Below are 18,404 nucleotides of genomic sequence, written 5' to 3'. Positions count from 1 at the left end.
CCCCCGGCCCCCGGCCGATCACTCAAGCGGAAGCGGAAAGGCGCCTTGACCATGGCGGACGAAGAGAAGCTCGTCGAATACCTGAAGTGGGTCACCGCGGATCTGCACCAGACGCGGCGGCGGCTTGAGGAGGCCGAGTCCGGCCGGCACGAGCCGGTGGCGATCGTCGGCATGGCGTGCCGTTTCCCCAGCGGGGTGCACTCCCCGGAGCAGCTGTGGAACCTGGTGGCCTCGGGCGATGACGCGATCTCCGGCTTCCCGACCGATCGAGGCTGGGATGCCGCGGTGCTCGGCGGTGACGGCCGCGGCCGCAGCGTCACCGGCGAAGGCGGATTCCTCCACGACGCGGCCGACTTCGATGCGGGCTTCTTCGGGATCAGCCCGCGCGAGGCGCTGGCCATGGACCCGCAGCAGCGGCTGCTGCTCGAAGTGTCCTGGGAGGCGATCGAACGCACCGGGATCGACCCGCTCTCGCTGCGCGGCAGCCAGACCGGCGTGTTCGTCGGGACCAACGGCCAGGACTACGTCCGGCTGGTGGCCGAGGCGCGGGAGGACATGGACGGCCACGGGGGGACCGGGCTCGCGGCGAGCGTCATCTCCGGGCGGCTTTCCTATGTGCTCGGCCTCGTGGGCCCCGCCGTCACCGTGGACACGGCGTGCTCGTCGTCGCTGGTGTCGCTGCACCTGGCCGCGCACGCGCTGCGCAGCGGGGAGTGTTCCCTGGCGCTTGCGGGCGGGGTCACCGTGATGGCGACCCCCGCCAGCTTCGCCGGGTTCAGCATCCAGGGCGGGCTGGCGCCCGACGGCCGCTGCAAGCCCTTCGCCGAGGCCGCGGACGGCACCAGCTGGTCCGAGGGCGTCGGCGTGCTCATGGTGGAACGGCTGTCCGACGCGATACGCAACGGGCACGAGATCCTCGCCGTGGTACGGGGCTCCGCCGTCAACCAGGACGGCGCGTCCAACGGTCTCACCGCGCCCAACGGCCCCTCCCAACAGCGGGTGATACGCCAGGCCCTCGCCAGTGCCGGGCTCTCCCCGGCGGACGTGGACGCGGTGGAGGCGCACGGCACCGGCACCACCCTCGGCGACCCGATCGAGGCCCAGGCGCTGCTGGCGACGTACGGGCAGGACCGGGAGCAGCCGCTGTACCTGGGCTCGGTGAAGTCGAACCTCGGACACACGCAGGCCGCGGCGGGCGCCGCCGGACTCATCAAGACGGTCATGGCCATGCGGCACGGAGTGCTGCCCCGCACGCTGCACGTCGACACCCCCTCGTCCCACGTGGACTGGACCGAGGGCGCGGCCGAACTGCTCACCGCCGACACCGAATGGCCCCGGACCGACCGCCCACGCCGGGCGGGAGTGTCCTCGTTCGGGATCAGCGGCACCAACGCCCACGTCATCCTGGAACAGCACACGCCGGACGAACCGGAGGCCGCCGGGGGCCTCGCTCCGGTGCCCGGCGCGGTGCCCTGGCCCGTCGCGGGCAGGACCGAGGCCGCGCTGGCCGCGCAGGTGGAGAGCGTGAAGCGGTTCGCGGCACAGAACCCGAAGTGCTCGCCGCTCGACGTCGGTTTCTCCCTCGCCACCGCCCGGTCGGCGTTCGAGCACCGCGCCGTGCTGCTGGCCTCCGACGAGGGGCTCCTCGAAGTCGCCCGGGGCGAGGCCGGGGAAGCGCCGGTGGCCGTCGTCTTCTCCGGGCAGGGCGCACAGCGGCTCGGCATGGGACGCGGCCTCTACGACCGCTTCCCGGCCTTCGCGGAGGCGTTGGATGCCGTGCTCGCGGAGTTCTCCCCGCCCCCGTCCACGGCGTCGGAAAGCCCCACAGGGCCGCGGCCGGAACGGCTTCGCGACGTGATCTGGGGCGAGGACGCGGACCTGCTGGACCGGACCGGCCACGCTCAGCCCGCCCTCTTCGCGGTCGACGTGGCGCTGTTCCGCCTGGTCGAATCGCTGGGAGTGCGCCCGCGGTTCGTCGCCGGGCACTCGATCGGCGAAGTGGCGGCCGCACACGTCGCGGGCGTACTGTCCCTCCCCGACGCCTGCCGCCTGGTCGCGGCCCGCGCCCGGCTGATGCAGGCTCTGCCCGCCGGCGGCGCCATGGTGGCGGTCGAGGCCACCGAGGACGAGGTCCGGCCGCTGCTCACCGACCAGGTGTCGATCGCGGCCGTCAACGGTCCCTCGTCGCTGGTCGTCTCCGGTGAGGAGGACGCCGTCGCCGAGGTGACCGCCCACCTGACGGGGCGCCGCACCAGCAGGCTGGCGGTCAGCCACGCCTTCCACTCGCCGCTGATGGACCCGATGCTGGAAGAGTTCCGCTCCGTCGTCGCGCGCCTGACCTTCCACCAGCCCGAGATCGACATCGTCTCCAACCTGACCGGCGCGCTCGCCACGCCCGACGAGCTGCGCTCGCCCGACTACTGGGTGCGGCACGTCCGCGAGACCGTACGGTTCGCCGACGGCGTACGGGCGCTGGCCGCCGCCGGTGCCGGTGTGCTGCTCGAACTTGGCCCGGACGGGGTGCTCGCGCCGCTGATGCGCGAGTCCGTGCCGGAGCGCATCGCCGTCGTTCCCCTGCTGCGCAAGGACCGCGACGAGGAATCAGCGGCCGTCACCGGCCTGGCCAGGCTGCACGTGGCCGGGGCCGGTGTGGACTGGCGGGCGTTCTTCGCGGGCACCGGCGCCCACCGGACCGACCTTCCGACGTACGCCTTCCAGCGCGAGCGGTACTGGCCGGAGGCGGCCGGGTCCGTCCCGCTCTCCGGTGCGGCGGACGGGGCGGATGCCGAGTTCTGGGCCGCGGTGGAGCGCGAGGACCTGCCGTCCCTGGCGGCCCGCCTGGACATCGACACCGACGCGCTGGGCGGCGTGGTGCCCGCGCTGTCGGCCTGGCGCGCCAAGCGACGGGCCCGTTCGCTCGCCGACTCGCTGCGGTTCCGGGAGAGCTGGCAGCCGCTGCGCGGCGCGTCCGCGGCCGCCCTGCCGGGCGTATGGCTGGTGGCGCTGCCCCATGACGGGTCGGAAACCGACACCCCGTGGGTGCGGTCGGTGCTCGACGGCCTCGGCCCGGACGTGGTCCCGGTGACAATGGAGAAGCGGCCCGACCGTTCCGAACTCGCCCAGAAGCTGGGCGAGTTGAAGGCGGGCGGCACGAGGATCGCCGGAGTGGTCTCGCTGCTTGCGGCGAACGAGGCACGCCGCTGGTCGAGCGTGCCGGTGGGTCTGGTCGACACCGCCGTACTCGTGCAGGCCCTCGACGATGCCGGGATCCACAGCCGGGTCTGGGCGCTGACCCGCGGCGCCGTGTCGGTGGACGAGAACGACCCCGTCACCAGCCCGCGGCAGGCCGCGCTCTGGGGACTCGGCCGGGTCGCCGCCCTGGAGTACCCGGACCGCTGGGGCGGCGTGGTCGACCTGCCGCCGGAGCCGGACGACCGTACGCTCCGGCGGCTCATCGGCATCCTCGGCGGGCCCGGCGACGAGGACCAGGTCGCCATCCGCGCCTCCGGCGTGTTCGGCAGGCGGCTGCTGCCCGCCCCCTCCCACGACGCGGCGCCGACCTGGCAGCCCGCCGGCACGGTGCTCATCACCGGCGGCACCGGCGCGCTCGGTGCGCACCTGGCCCGCTGGCTGGCCGAGCACGGCGCGGAACACCTGCTGCTGCTCAGCCGCCGCGGTCCCCAGTCGCCGGGCGCGGCGGACCTGGAGGCGGAACTGACCGCGCTCGGCGCGCGCGTCACCATCGCCGCATGCGACACCGCGAACCGCGCCGAGCTGGAGGCCGCCCTGGCGGCCATTCCCGAGGAATTCCCGCTGACCGGGATCGTGCACGCCGCCGGCGTGCTGGACGACGCCGTGCTCAACGGGCTGACCCCGCAGCGCTTCGGCACGGTGTTCCGGGCGAAGGTCTCCCCGGCCATGCTGCTCGACGAGCTCACCCGCGACCGGGACCTGTCCGTATTCGCCCTGTTCTCCTCGGTGGCCGGTGCCGTCGGCAACCCGGGCCAGGCGAACTACGCCGCGGCCAACACGGTGCTCGACGCGCTGGCCCAGCAGCGCCGGGCGCAGGGCCTGCCCGCGACCTCCATCGCCTGGGGCGCCTGGGAGGGCGGCGGGATGGCCGCCGGCATCGAGGAGGTGCTGCACGAGACCGGCACCACGGTGCTGGAACCCGGGCTGGCTCTCGGCGTGCTGGCCGAACTGGTCGCCGCACCCGACCCGGTCACGGTGGTCGCCGACCTGGGGCAGCAGGACGTACTGGAGGCGCTGTTCAGCCTGCGGCCCAGCGCGTCGCTGAGCGCGCTGCCCGCCGCCCGCGAAGCGCAGCGGTCGGCCCGCGACGTCCGGCGCGAGAGCGAGTCGGCGGCCTCCGACCTGCGGCGGCAGCTGTACGCGGCGCCGGAGTCCGAGCGTACGACGCAACTGCTGGACCTGATCCGGACGCACGCGGCCGGGGTCCTCGGGCACGCCGGCCCGGACGCCATCAGCGTGGAGCGGGTCTTCCAGGACCACGGCTTCGACTCGCTGACCTCGATGGAACTGCGCAACCAACTGGCCCGCGCCACCGGCCTCGCGCTGCCCGCGAGCCTGCTCTTCGACTACCCGAGGCCCCAGGCACTGGCCGAGCACCTCGTGGCCGAACTGATGGGCCACGGGACCGAGGGTGACGAAGCGGCGCTCGTCGTGGCACCCGCCGGTGTCACCGACGGCGCCGACGACCCGATCGTGATCGTCGGCATGGCCTGCCGCTTCCCCGGCGGCGTCGACTCGCCCGATCAGCTGTGGGACCTGGTCTCCTCCGGCCGCGACGCCATCTCGGACTTCCCCACCGACCGCGGCTGGGACCTTCAGGGCGAGGGCGGATTCCTCTACGACGCCGCCGACTTCGACCCGGAGTTCTTCGGCATCTCGCCGCGTGAGGCACTGGGCATGGACCCGCAGCAGCGGCTGCTGCTGGAGACCGCGTGGGAGGCGATCGAGCGGTCCGGCATCGACCCCGTCGGGCTGCGGGGCAGCAGGACCGGCGTGTTCGTCGGCAGCAACGGCGTGGACTACATGCATGTGATCGCCCGCGCCTGGGACATGGAGGGCCGGGGCGTCATGCTCGGCCCCAGCGTGATGTCGGGTCGGGTGTCCTACGCCTTCGGCCTGGAAGGACCGGCGGTCACCGTCGACACGGCCTGCTCGTCGTCGCTGGTGTCGCTGCACATGGCCGCCCAGGCTCTGCGGGGCGGTGAGTGCTCGCTGGCACTGGCCGGTGGCGTGACGGTCATGACCACCTCGGCCAGCTTCGCGGGGTTCAAGCACCATGGCGGGCTCGCCCCGGACGGGCGGTGCAAGGCGTTCGGGGACTCCGCCGATGGCACCGGCTGGTCCGAGGGGGTCGGCGTGCTGGTCGTGGAGCGGCTGTCCGACGCGCGGCGGGGCGGCCATCCCGTCCTCGCGGTCGTGCGGGGCAGCGCGCTCAACCAGGACGGCGCGTCCAACGGACTGACGGCGCCCAACGGCCCCTCCCAGCAGCGCGTGATCCGGCAGGCCCTGGCGAGCGCCGGGCTGCACCCGGCGGACGTGGACGCGGTGGAGGCGCACGGCACCGGCACCACCCTCGGCGACCCGATCGAGGCGCAGGCCCTGCTGGCGACCTACGGCCAGGACCGGACGCGCCCGCTGCTGCTGGGCACGGTGAAGTCCAACATCGGCCACACCCAGGCCGCCGCCGGCGCGGCCGGGCTGATCAAAACGGTCATGGCGATGCGTCACGGCGTGCTGCCACGGACGCTGCACGTGGACGAGCCGTCGTCACACGTGGACTGGTCGGCGGGGGCCGTTGAGCTGCTGACCGAGAACGCCGCATGGCCGGAGGCGGGGCGCCCCCGCCGCGCCGGGGTGTCCTCGTTCGGCATCAGCGGCACCAACGCGCACGTGATCCTCGAACAGGCCCCGCGGGAGCCGGCGGAGGATGCCGAACCGCCCACCGTCACGCCCGGCGTCGTGCCGTGGGTGGTGTCTGCCAAGAGCGAGACGGCCCTCGAAGCCCAGGTGGACCGGGTACGCTCCCTCACGGCCGGGACCGCCGAACGCGCTCCGCTGGACATCGGGTTCTCGCTCGCCACGGAACGGTCGGTGTTCGACCACCGGGCGGTGCTGCTGGCCTCCGAGGACGGAGTGGCCGAGGCCGCCCGGGGCGTGGCAGGCCAAGGCGCGCCGGCGGTGCTGTTCTCCGGTCAGGGTGCGCAGCGGCTCGGCATGGGGCGGGAGCTGTACGCCCGGTTCCCGGTGTTCGCGCAGGCCCTGGACGCGGTGCTGGCCGAGTTCGATCCCGCGCTGCGCGAGGTGATGTGGGGTGAGGACGCCGAGGCGCTGAACCGGACCGGGGCCGCTCAGCCCGCCCTGTTCGCCGTCGAGGTGGCGCTGTTCCGGCTGGCCGAATCCCTGGGCATCGCGCCGAAGTTCGTGGCCGGGCACTCGGTCGGTGAGATCGCCGCCGCTCACGTCGCGGGAGTGCTGTCCCTCGCCGACGCCTGCGCACTGGTGTCGGCGCGGGCCCGGTTGATGCAGGCCCTGCCCGGTGGCGGGGCGATGGTGGCGGTCGAGGCGACCGAGGACGAGGTGCGGCCGCTGCTGTCGGACCGGGTGTCGGTCGCGGCGGTGAACGGACCGTCGTCGGTGGTGCTGTCCGGTGAGGAATCGGCGGTCGAGGAGGTCGTCGCACGGTTCGAGGACCGCAGGACGAGCGGGCTGGCGGTCAGCCACGCGTTCCACTCGCCGCTGATGGACCCGATGCTGGACGAGTTCCGTGCGGCAATCGTCGGGCTCACCTTCCACGAACCGCGCATCCCGGTCGTCTCGAACCTGACCGGGCGGCTCGCCACGGCCGGTGAGCTGCGCTCGCCCGACTACTGGGTGCGCCACGTCCGCGAGACCGTACGGTTCGCCGACGGCGTCCGGACACTGGCCGACGCGGACGTGCGAACGTTCCTCGAACTGGGCCCGGACGGCGTGCTGTCGGCCATGGTCCAGGAGTCGGCGCCGGAGGCGGCCGTGGCCGTGGCCGTGCTGCGCGCGGACCGCCCGGAGGAGACGGCGGCGGTCACCGCGCTCGCGCGGCTCCACGTGAGGGGCGTGCCCGTGGACTGGCAGGCGTTCTTCGCGGGCACCGGCGCCCGGCGGGTGGACCTGCCGACGTACGCCTTCCAGCGCGAGCGGTTCTGGCCGTCGGGCTCGACCGTCCCGGCGGACCTGTCCGGCGTGGGCCTCGCTCCGACCGACCATCCGCTGATCGGCGCGACGGTGAACGTGGCGGGCTCGGACGACATCGTGCTGACCGGGACCCTCTCCCAGGCCACCCACCCCTGGCTGACCGAGCCCCGGTCCGGCGGCTCGGCCTACTTCCCCGGCACCGGATTCCTGGAACTGGCCATCCGCGCCGGCGACCAGGCCGGCTGCGACCGTGTCGAGCAACTCACCATCACCACGCCGCTGATGCTCCCCGCGCAGGGCGCGACCCAGGTCCAAGCACAGGTGGGCGAGCCCGACGAGAGGGGCCACCGGGACATCCGGCTCTACGCACGGCCCGCCGACGCCGCGAGCGGGGACTGGCACCTGTACGCGACCGGCGTGCTCACCTCCGATGCCTCCCGAGCCCCGGCCGCGGAGTTCGACGCGACGGTCTGGCCACCGCCCGAGTCGACCCCGGTCGACCTCGACGGGCTCCACGAGCGCCACGCCCGGGCGGGCCTGGAGTACGGACCGGCCTTCCGCGGCTTGCGGGCCGTCTGGCGCCGCGGCGAGGAGGCGTTCGCGGAAGTCGTCCTGCCGGACGAGGCAAGGGCCGCGGACGGCTTCGGGATGCACCCGGCGCTGCTCGACGCGGTGCTGCACGCCGCCGTGTTCGCCGGGGAGGACAAGGGCGAGTGCGCCCTGCCCTTCTCGTGGAACGGCGCCGTACTGCACGCCACCGGTGCGTCCGTCCTGCGTGCCCGGCTGGTGCGCACCGGCCCGGACACCGTCACGCTGGCCGCGACCGACGTCGAGGGCACACCGGTGATCTCGGTGGACTCGCTGACGCTCCGGCCGCCGTCGGCCCAGCCGGATACGCCCGCCGGGCGGGACCCGCTCGACTCGCTCCACCGGGTCGAATGGGTCCCCGCCCCGACCGATCCCACACCCCTCGCCGGGGCACGGTGGGCCGTCATCGGAGACGACCAGCACGACCTGGGCAACGCGATGGCCCTGGCCGGCGAGACCATCACCGCCTACGCCGAGACCCTGGCCGACGCGATCGGCGAGGGCGGCGACAACGGACCCGTGCCGAACGGCTTCGTGGTCCCGGTCGCGGGGGGCCCCGGCCCCGAGGCCGTGCACGAAGCCACGCACCGGGCGCTGGCGCTGATGCAGGAGTGGCTGGCCGAGGAGAGGTTCGCCCGCTCGCGGCTCGTATTCGTCACCCGCGGCGCCATGGCCGCGGACGGTGAGGACGTCACCGACCTGGCCGCGGCGGCGGTGTGGGGCCTGGTGCGGTCCGCACAGTCGGAGAACCCCGGCCGCTTCCTGCTGGTCGACCTCGACGACGCGCACATATCGGCCGGGGCGCTGTCCGGTCTGCTGGCCGCCGACGAGGAGCAGTGGTTGCTGCGGAAACGGACCGCACGGGTCGCCCGGCTCACGCGGGTGCCCGCACAGCCCCCGTCCGGGCGGGCCTGGAACCCCGACGGCACGGTGCTCATCACCGGCGGCACCGGCGGCCTCGGCGGGGAACTGGCCCGGCACCTGGTGGCCGAACGCGGCGTACGGCGGCTGCTGCTGGTCGGCCGCCGGGGCGCCGAGGCGCCGGATGCGGCAGAGCTGCGCGACGAACTGACCGCTCATGGGGCTGACGTGTCCGTCGCCGCCTGCGACGTCACCGACCCCGCCGCCATAGCCCGCCTGCTGGCCGACGTGCCGGCCCGGCATCCGCTGACCGCGGTGGTGCACACGGCCGGCGTGCTCGACGACGGCGTGATCGCCTCGCTGACCCCCGAGCGCGTGGACACGGTACTGAGGCCCAAGGCCGACGCCGCCTGGCACCTGCACGAGGCGACCCGCGAACTCGACCTGGCCGCCTTCGTGCTGTATTCCTCGGTGTCCGGGGTGATGGGCAGCCAGGCCCAGGCGAGCTACGCCGCGGGCAACGCCTACCTCGACGCCCTCGCGGCCCACCGGCGCGGCCAGGGGCTGCCCGCCACCTCGCTGGCGTGGGGCTTCTGGGGCCGCCGCACGGGAATGACCGGCCACCTCACCGAGACCGACATCCAGCGTATGAGCCGGTCCGGCACGCCACCGCTGACCCCGGAGCTGGGTCTGGCCCTCTTCGACGCGGCCCTCACGCGCGACGAGGCCCAGCTGGTCCCGCTCCTGGTGGACCGGTCGCGGGCGCTCCAGCAGGTGCACCCGCTGCTGCGCAACCTCATCCCCAGCTCCCGGGCCACGGCGGCCGGGACGGCGAGGCCGCTGGCCACCGTACGGGACCGGCTCCGCGGCCTCGATCCGGACGAGCAGGAGAAACTGCTGGTGGACTTGGTGGTCGGCACGTCGGCCGTACTGCTCGGCCGGCGCGACGCGGACGCGATCGATCCGCAGGGCGCGTTCCTCACCATGGGCTTCGACTCGCTGATCGCGCTCGAATTGCGCAACCAGCTCGGTGAGGCGCTCGGCATGCGGGTGCCGACCTCCGTGGTGTTCGAGACCCGGACGCCCGCCGGGCTCGCCCAGTGGCTACGCGACCGGCTCGCGCACCAGGGCGGCATGAGCGCGGCCGCCGAACCCGGAGCGCTCACCGCCGTCCGGGAGAACGCCCAGGACTCGCTGGTCGGCATGTTCTTCGACACCGTGAACTCCGGCAGGCAGCTGGAGGCGATGCGGCTGCTGATGGCCGTCGCCGCCACCCGGCCGTCCTGCGAGGTGTCCGCCGAGGTCGAAGAGCTGCCGCAGCCGGTGACCCTGGCCACGGGCCCGGGCAAGCCCCGGCTGATCTGCATCAGCGCCCCCGGCGCGAACGGAGGCGTCCACCAGTACGCCCGGATCGCCTCCCGGTTCCGCGGCGACCGACACGTCTCCGCGCTGCCGCTGCTCGGCTTCGCCGAGGGCGAGCCGCTGCCCGCCACCAGCGAGACCGCGGCCCGGCTGATCGCGGAGAGCGCGCTGCTGGCCAGTGACGGCGAGCCGTTCGTCCTCGTCGGCTACTCCACCGGCGGCACCTTCGCCTACCGGGCCGCGGGCGTGCTGGAGGAGGTCTGGGGCGTCCGCCCCGAGGGAGTCATCATGCTCGACACCCTCAGCCTCCAGTACGAGGCCGGGGAGCAGGTCGACTGGGACGTGGTCCAGAGCAACTACCTCGCCGGCATCGACTCCCCGTCGGTGAAGCTGAACAGCGCCCGGCTGTCGGCGATGGCGTACTGGTTCATACGGATGACCACCGGAGGCGCGGAGCGGTACACGACCTCGGTGCCGAGCCTGCTCATCCGGTGCGCAGAGTCGCTGCCCGGGGTCGGGCACGGGGATACGGTGCCCGCGGTCCCGGCCTCCACCACGCGCCTGATCGACGCCGACCACCTGACGCTGATCGCCGACGACTCCCGGGAGACCGCACGCCTGATGGACGAATGGCTCACCACCCTGGAATCCGGCGGTGGCGCGTAGCTCCATCCGCCGCAAGGTCTAAGGGAATGTAAAGATCCCGCGGCCTTAGCCTCCGGGCTGAACTTCACTCGTCCGACTTTCTCAGAGGCGGTACGGCGTCATGACGGTCAGGCCCGGCACCGAGCCCTCCGGCGATCCGGTAGTGGTCGTCGGAATGGCGTGCCGATACCCAGGCGGGATCGATACTCCCGAAGACCTGTGGAACCTCGTCGTGTCGGGGCAGGACGCGACCGGCGGCCTCCCCGCCGACCGGGGCTGGGACCTGGCCGCCCTCGCCGGCGACGGCCCGGGCCGCAGCGCGTCCCAGCGGGGCGGCTTCCTGCGCGGCGCGGCGGAGTTCGACCCCGGCTTCTTCGGGATCAGCCCGCGCGAGGCCCTGGCCATGGACCCGCAGCAGCGGTTGCTGCTCGAGGTGTCCTGGGAGGCGGTCGAGCGGGCGGGAATCGACCCGCTGTCCCTGCGCGGCAGCCGCTCGGGGGCGTTCATCGGCACCAGCGGCGAGGACTACGCACTGGTCGTCCAGCGGGCGGAGGAGGACCTGGCCGGGCACGCCGTCACCGGCACCTCGCCGGGCGTGGCGACCGGCCGGCTCGCCTACTTCCTCGGCCTGGAGGGCCCGGCGATCACGGTGGACACCGCGTCGTCGTCCTCGCTGGTGGCGCTGCACTGCGCGGCGCGGGCGCTGCGGGCGGGAGAGTGCTCGCTGGCGCTGACCGGCGGCGCGACCGTCATGTCCACCCCGCGGGGTCTCGTCGGCTACTCCCGGCAGGGCGGGCTCGCGCCGGACGGCCGGTGCCGGGCCTTCTCCGACGACGCGAACGGCACCGTGTGGGCCGAAGGCGTGGGCGTACTGCTGCTGGAGCGGCTGTCCGACGCGCGGCGCCACGGCCACCCGGCGCTCGCCGTCGTGCGCGGCAGCGCGGTGAACTCCGACGGCGCCTCACGCGGGTTGACCGCGCCGAACGGCGCCTCCCAGGAACAGGTGATCCGGCAGGCACTCGAGGACGCCGCGCTGGGCACCTCCGAGGTGGACGCGGTGGAGGCGCACGGCACCGGCACCCGAGTGGGCGACCCGGTCGAGGCGCGGGCCCTGCTCGCCACGTACGGCCAGGGCCGGACCCGCCCGCTGTATCTCGGCTCGCTGAAGCCGAACCTCGGCCACGCGCAGGCGGCGGCGGGCGTGGCGGGCGTGATCAAGACGGTGCTGGCGCTGCGGCACGGGACGCTCCCGCGCACCCTGCACCTGAACGTGCCCACGACCCAGGTGGACTGGGCGGCGGGGGCGGTCGAACCGCTGCGTGAGAACACCGCGTGGCCGGATACCGGCCGGCCGCGCCGTGCCGGGGTGTCCTCGTTCGGCATCAGCGGAACCAACGCGCACGTCATCCTCGAACAGGCGCCGCCGGTCGCACCGGTCGACGAGCCCGAGCGGAACCCGGAGGTCTCTCCGGCCGTGGTGCCCTGGGTGGTGTCGGCCAGGACCGAGGCCGCGCTGGACGCCCAGTTGGACCGGATCCGGTCCACTCCGGTGTCCACAACGGATCCCCGTGCCGCCCTCGACGTCGGATTCTCCTTGGCCACCGGCCGTTCGGCGTTCGATCACCGGGCGGTCCTGCTCGCCGTCGGCGAGAGCCGGTCCGAAGCGGCGCGCGGCGTCGCCGGGAAGAGCCGGACGGCGGTGGTGTTCGCGGGGCAGGGCACCCAACGACTCGGCATGGGACGGGAGTTGTACGGCCGCTTCCCGGTGTTCGCCGAGCGGCTGGACGCGGTGCTGGCGGAGTTCGACCGCCATACGGACCTGCTGCGGACGAACGTGCCGCTGCGGGACGTGCTGTGGGGCGAGGACCCGGACCTGCTCGACCGGACCGGGTTCGCCCAACCCGCGCTGTTCGCCGTCGAAGTGGCCCTGTACGGGCTCGTGGAGTCGCTGGGTGTGACGCCGGACCTCCTGGCCGGGCATTCGATCGGCGAGGTGACGGCGGCACACGTGGCCGGGGTGTTCTCGCTCGCCGACGCGTGCCGCCTGGTGGCCGCGCGCGCCGGGCTGATGCAGGCGCTGCCGGACGGCGGAGCCATGGTCGCGGTGCGGGCCACCGAGAACGAAGTGCGGCCGCTACTGACCGACCGCGTGTCGATCGCGGCGGTCAACGGCCGGTCGCGGGTGGTGCTCGCCGGAGCGGAGCGCGAGGTTGTGCGGATCGCCGGTGCGCTGGCGGCCGAAGGCCGCAGGACCACCCGGCTGTCCGTGTCGCACGCCTTCCACTCGCCGCTGATGGACCCGATGCTCGCGGAGTTCCGGCGCACGGTGGAGCGCCTGGAGTTCCGGGAGCCGCGCGTCCCCGTGGTGTCGAACCTGAGCGGGCGGCTCGCGACGGGCGGGGAGCTGTGCTCGCCGGAGTACTGGGTGCGCCACATCCGCGACACCGTCCGCTTCGGCGACGGCCTCACCACCCTCCGCGAGGCGGGCGCCACCGTCCTGCTGGAACTCGGCCCGGACGGCACGCTGTCCGCCATGGCCGGGGACGACCTGGCCGGTACGCGGGTGACCGCGGTGCCCGCCCTGCGCGGGGACCGGGGTGAGGAGGCCGCGTTGGTGACCGCGCTGAGCCGGCTGCACGTGACCGGGGTGCCGGTGGCCTGGCGCGTGTTCTTCGCGGGCACGGGCGCACGCCGGGTGGACCTTCCGACCTACGCCTTCCAGCACGAACGCTTCTGGCCGACCGTCCGGGCGGAGGGAAGCGGCACGTCCCGGAACGGCTCGGGACACCCGTTGCTGGGCACGGTCGTGGAACTCGCCGAGGACGCCGGCCTGGTGTGCGGCGGCCGCGTCTCGGTGGCCGCGCAGCCATGGCTGGCCGACCACAACGTGTGCGGCCGGGTCGTGCTGCCCGGCACCGCCCTGGCGGAACTGGCCGTCCGGGCCGGTGACGAGGCCGGGTGCGCCCACCTCGAAGAGCTTGTCCTCACCTCGCCGCTCGTCCTGCCCGAATCCGGGGCGGTGGAACTTCAGCTGCGGGTCGGGGCCGCCCGGGAATCGGGACGGCGGCCGGTGACCGTGCACGCGCGGCCCGTCCCGGCCTTCGGCGCGCCGTGGATCGAGCACGCCTTCGGTGTGCTCGCCCCCAAGAGCGGCGCGGACCGCGGGCTCGACACGGCCGCGTGGCCGCCTCCGGGGGCCGAGCCGGTCGAGGCCGAGAGTTTCCGGCGGCGGTGGGCCGAGGCCGGATTCTCCTACGGGCCGATGCTCCAGGGGCTGCGCGCGGCCTGGCGGCGCGGCGCGGACGTGTTCGCCGAGGTGGTCCTTCCACCGGGAGCCGACACGGCCGCGTTCGTCCTGCATCCCGCGCTGCTGGACGCCGCCCGGCACGCCACCCCGCCCGGCGCCGACATCGGCCTTCCCTCGTACCTGCACGGCTTTTCCCTGCACGCGTCCGGTGCCACGGCACTGCGTGTGCGGCTCTCGGCCCAGCGGGACGGTTCGCTGGCGATCGAGGCCGTCGAACCGGGCGGGGAGCCGGTGCTGTCGGTCGACACCCTGTTCGTACGCCTGGTGCCGCAGCTCGGCGACCTGCCCCCGGCGACCGAACCCGCCGCCGAGTACGACGCCGACCGGCCCGCCGGGCGACCGGGAGTCGCCGCGCCGCGCCCGGAGGAGCTGCGGGGCATGCCCGCCGCTCGACGGGCCCGCGTCCTGCTCGACCTGGTGCGTGCCGAGGCGGCCGCGGTGCTGGGCCACGCGGACCCCGGCCAGGTGGACGCGAACCTGGCCTTCCGGGAACTGGGCTTCGACTCACTGACCGAGACCGAACTGCGCGCGCGGCTCGGCGCGGTCACCGGGCTGAGACTGCCCGACACCCTCGTGTTCAGCCATCCGACGCCCGCGTCGGTCGCGGACCACTTGGCGGACCGCATGGGTGACGGTCAGGCGGACGACACCGACCCCGAGGCGAAACCGCCCGATCCGATGCCCGATCGGGTCTCCACCGAGGACATCGATTCGCTGCCGGTGGACCGATTGCTCGACCTCATCGACGAGGAATTCGAACCCCAGTAAGCAGTCACACTTTCGTTGAGCCGTGAGGACGGTCCGGTGCCAGAAGACCAGCAGGGCAAAATCGTCGAGTACCTCAGGCGGGTCACCGCCGACCTGCGGCGGGCGCGGGCGCGGGTCGAGGAACTGGAGCAGCGCGCCGGCGAACCCATCGCGATCGTCGGCATGGGCTGCCGCCTGCCCGGCGGGGTCGGCTCCCCGGAGGAGCTGTGGGAACTGGTCCGCGCCGACGGGGACGCCATCACGGGGTTTCCCACCGACCGCGGCTGGGACCTGGGCGCTCTGCACGGCGACGGCCCGGGCGGCAGCCCCACCCACGAGGGCGGATTCCTGGCCGGGGCGACCGAGTTCGACCCGGGCTTCTTCGGCATCTCCCCGCGCGAGGCCGCGGCGATGGACCCGCAGCAGAGGCTGTTGCTGGAGGTGTCCTGGGAGGCGCTGGAACGGGCCGGGATCGACCCGCTGACCCTGCGCGGCAGCCGCTCCGGCGTGTACGTCGGCACCTACCACTGGGGTTACCGGCAGCCGCCGGACGCGGACGGCGACGACCAGCAGGGCCACGTGATGACCGGCACCGCGGCCAGCGTTCTCTCCGGCCGCCTCGCCTACACCCTGGGTCTGGAGGGCCCGGCCGTCACCGTGGACACCGCGTGCTCGTCCTCGCTGGTCGCGCTGGACATGGCGGTGCGGTCGCTGCGCGGCGGGGAGTCCTCGCTCGCCGTCGTCGGCGGGGTCACGGTGCTGTCGGACCCGGCGATCTTCCCGGAGTTCGGCAGGCAGGGCGGGCTGGCCCCGGACGGGCGGTGCAAGGCGTTCTCCGAGCAGGCGGACGGCACCGGCTGGTCCGAGGGCGTCGGGGTGCTCGTCGTCGAACGGCTGTCGGATGCGCGGCGGCACGGTCATCCCGTACTCGCGGTGGTGCGCGGCAGCGCGGTGAACTCCGACGGCGCCTCGAACGGCCTGACGGCGCCGAACGGAACGGCGCAGGAGCGGGTCATCCGGCAGGCACTGGAGAACGCCGCGCTGACCACCTCCGACGTGGACGTGGTCGAGGCGCACGGCACCGGGACCCGGCTCGGGGACCCCATCGAGGCGCAGGCGCTGCTCGCCACCTACGGCCAGGGCCGGGAGCCGGACCGCCCGCTGTGGCTGGGCTCGCTCAAGTCGAACATCGGCCACACGCAGGCGGCCGCCGGAGTCGCCGGGGTCATCAAGATGGTCCAGGCGATGCGCCACGCCACGCTGCCCCGTACGCTGCACGCCGAAAGGCCCTCCACGCGGGTGGACTGGTCCGCCGGCCGGGTCGCGCTGCTGCGCGAGACCATCGCGTGGCCGGAGACCGGCCGGGCCCGGTGCGCGGGGGTGTCCTCGTTCGGGATCAGCGGTACGAACGCCCATGTCGTCCTGGAACAGGCCCCCGAGACACCCGGGGCCCCCGAGGTCCCGGGGGCGCCGGAGAGCGACGCCGACCCGGTGCCGATCGTGCCCGACGCGGTGCCCTGGGTGGTCTCCGCCAGGACCGGCGCCGCCCTCGACGAGCATCTCCTGCGGGTGCGGTCCCTGCGGGGCGGGCCGGCCTCCCCGGCCGACACCGGATTCTCCCTGGCGACGGGCCGGTCGGTCTTCGAGCACCGCGCCGTGCTCCTGGGCTCCGCCGAGGGCGCACCGGAACTCGCCAGGGGCGTCGCGGCCGAACGGCCACTCGCGGTCCTGTTCTCCGGACAGGGCAGCCAGCGGATCGGCATGGGCCGCGAACTGCACGCCCGCTTCCCGGCCTTCGCGGAAGCATTCGACGCGGTACTCGTGGAGCTGTCCGAACACCTGCCACCGCCCGGCACCACCGGCCTCCTCCGCGAAGTGATCTGGGGCGAGGACGCCGAGCGGCTGAACCGCACCGGCTTCGCCCAACCCGCTCTGTTCGCCATCGAAGTAGCCCTCTTCCGCCTCGCGGAGACATGGGGTCTGAAGGCCGGCTACCTGGCCGGGCACTCGATCGGTGAGATCGCGGCCGCTCACGTCGCGGGAGTGCTGTCCCTTCCGGACGCCTGTGCGCTGGTGGCGGCCAGGGCCCGACTGATGCAGGGCCTGCCCGGTGGCGGGGCGATGGTGGCCGTCGAGGCGGCTGAGGACGAGGTCCGGCCGTTGCTGTCCGGTGAGGTGTCGGTGGCGGCGGTGAACGGGCCGTCGTCGGTGGTGCTGTCCGGCGAGGAGACCGCGGTCGAGGAGGCCGTCGCGCGGTTGGAGGGCCGCCGGACGAGGAGACTGGCTGTCAGCCACGCGTTTCATTCGGCGCTGGTGGACCCGATGCTGGAGGAGTTCCGTGCGGCTGTCGGCGGGCTCACGTTCCATGAGCCGCGCATTCCGGTCGTGTCGAATGTGACGGGGAGACTCGCGACCACCGGTGAGCTGAGCTCGCCCGACTACTGGGTGCGCCACGTCCGCGAGACCGTACGGTTCGCCGACGGCGTGCGCGCGATCGCCGCCGAGGGCGCCGGCGCCTGGCTGGAGCTGGGACCGAACGGCGTCCTCACGGCCATGGCCCAGGAGTCCCTGGCGCCCGACGCCGTCGTCGTTCCGTTGCTGCGCGAGGACATCGGCGAGGAACTCGCGGCCGTGACCGCGCTGGCGCGGCTCCACGTATCGGGGGTGGCCGTCGACTGGCCCGCGCTGTTCGCGGACACCGGCGCGCACCGGGTCGACGTACCCACCTACCCGTTCCAGCACCAGCGGTTCGCGCCGGTCGCGGACACACCCGTCCGGGACGGCGACGGCGCCGAGGCGGAGTTCTGGGCGGCGGTGGAGCGGGAGGACGTCACATCGCTGGCGACGGACCTGGACGCCGACGCCGCGGTGCTGCGCACCGTACTGCCCGCCTTGTCCTCGTGGCGGACCCGGCACCGCCAGAGGTCCACCGTGGACTCGTGGCGCCACCGCGAGGCCTGGCGGCGGCGGAGCTTCCCGGCCGGGAAGGCATCGGGTACCTGGCTGGTCGTCACCCCGCCGGGCGGCCCGGACGAGGACTGGATCTCCACCGTCGCCGATGCCCTGGGGCCGGACACCGTCCGCATCGAAGCCCGGGAAGCTGGGGACGCCGGCCGTGCCGCCCTCGCCGAACGCCTCACCACCGCGACCGACGGTCTTCCGTCCGTGGCCGGGGTGCTCTCGCTGCTGGCAGCGGACGAATCAGCGGACGACGCGGGAGTACCCGCCGGGCTCGTCCGCACGGCCGCGCTGGTGCAGGCGCTGGGCGACGCCGGACTGCACTGCCCGTTGTGGTGCGTCACGCGCGGCGCGGTGGCCGTGAACGACGCCGAGCACCCGGCCGGCCCGGCGCAGGCGGCGGCGTGGGGGCTGGGACGCGTGGCCGCGTTGGAGTACCCGGACCGCTGGGGTGGCCTGATCGACCTGCCCACCGAGCTGAACGAGCCCTCGGCCGCCGCCTTCGTCGCGGTACTGGCGGGCCGGGACGGCGAGGACCAGGTCGCCGTGCGGCCGTCCGGTACGTACGTACGCAGGCTGGTGCCCGCCCCCGCCCCGCGCCCCGCGGCGGAGTGGGAGCCGTCCGGCACGGTGCTGATCACCGGCGGGACCGGTGCGCTCGGCGCGCACGTGGCGCGCGCGCTCGCCCGACGCGGGCCGGCCACCCGCGGACCGGCCGGGAGCGACGGACCGCACC

Annotated in this window: 1 protein-coding gene and 1 pseudogene; both read left to right on the top strand. The window is 74.2% G+C overall.

The genetic code is table 11. The annotated features are described in order from the left end of the window. The first annotated feature begins 51 nt into the window (after positions 1–51). Complete coding sequence (locus EEJ42_RS05445) at positions 52–10,677, top strand: type I polyketide synthase (RefSeq protein WP_123098861.1); 10,626 nt, start codon at positions 52–54, stop codon at positions 10,675–10,677. Between the two features lie 178 nt (positions 10,678–10,855). Further along, positions 10,856–18,404, top strand: a pseudogene (locus tag EEJ42_RS54515) (type I polyketide synthase); the annotation flags it as partial.

Source organism: Streptomyces botrytidirepellens, assembly GCF_003721215.1.
Classification (GTDB): domain Bacteria; phylum Actinomycetota; class Actinomycetes; order Streptomycetales; family Streptomycetaceae; genus Streptomyces; species Streptomyces himastatinicus.
This window is presented reverse-complemented; position numbering and strand designations above follow the sequence as displayed.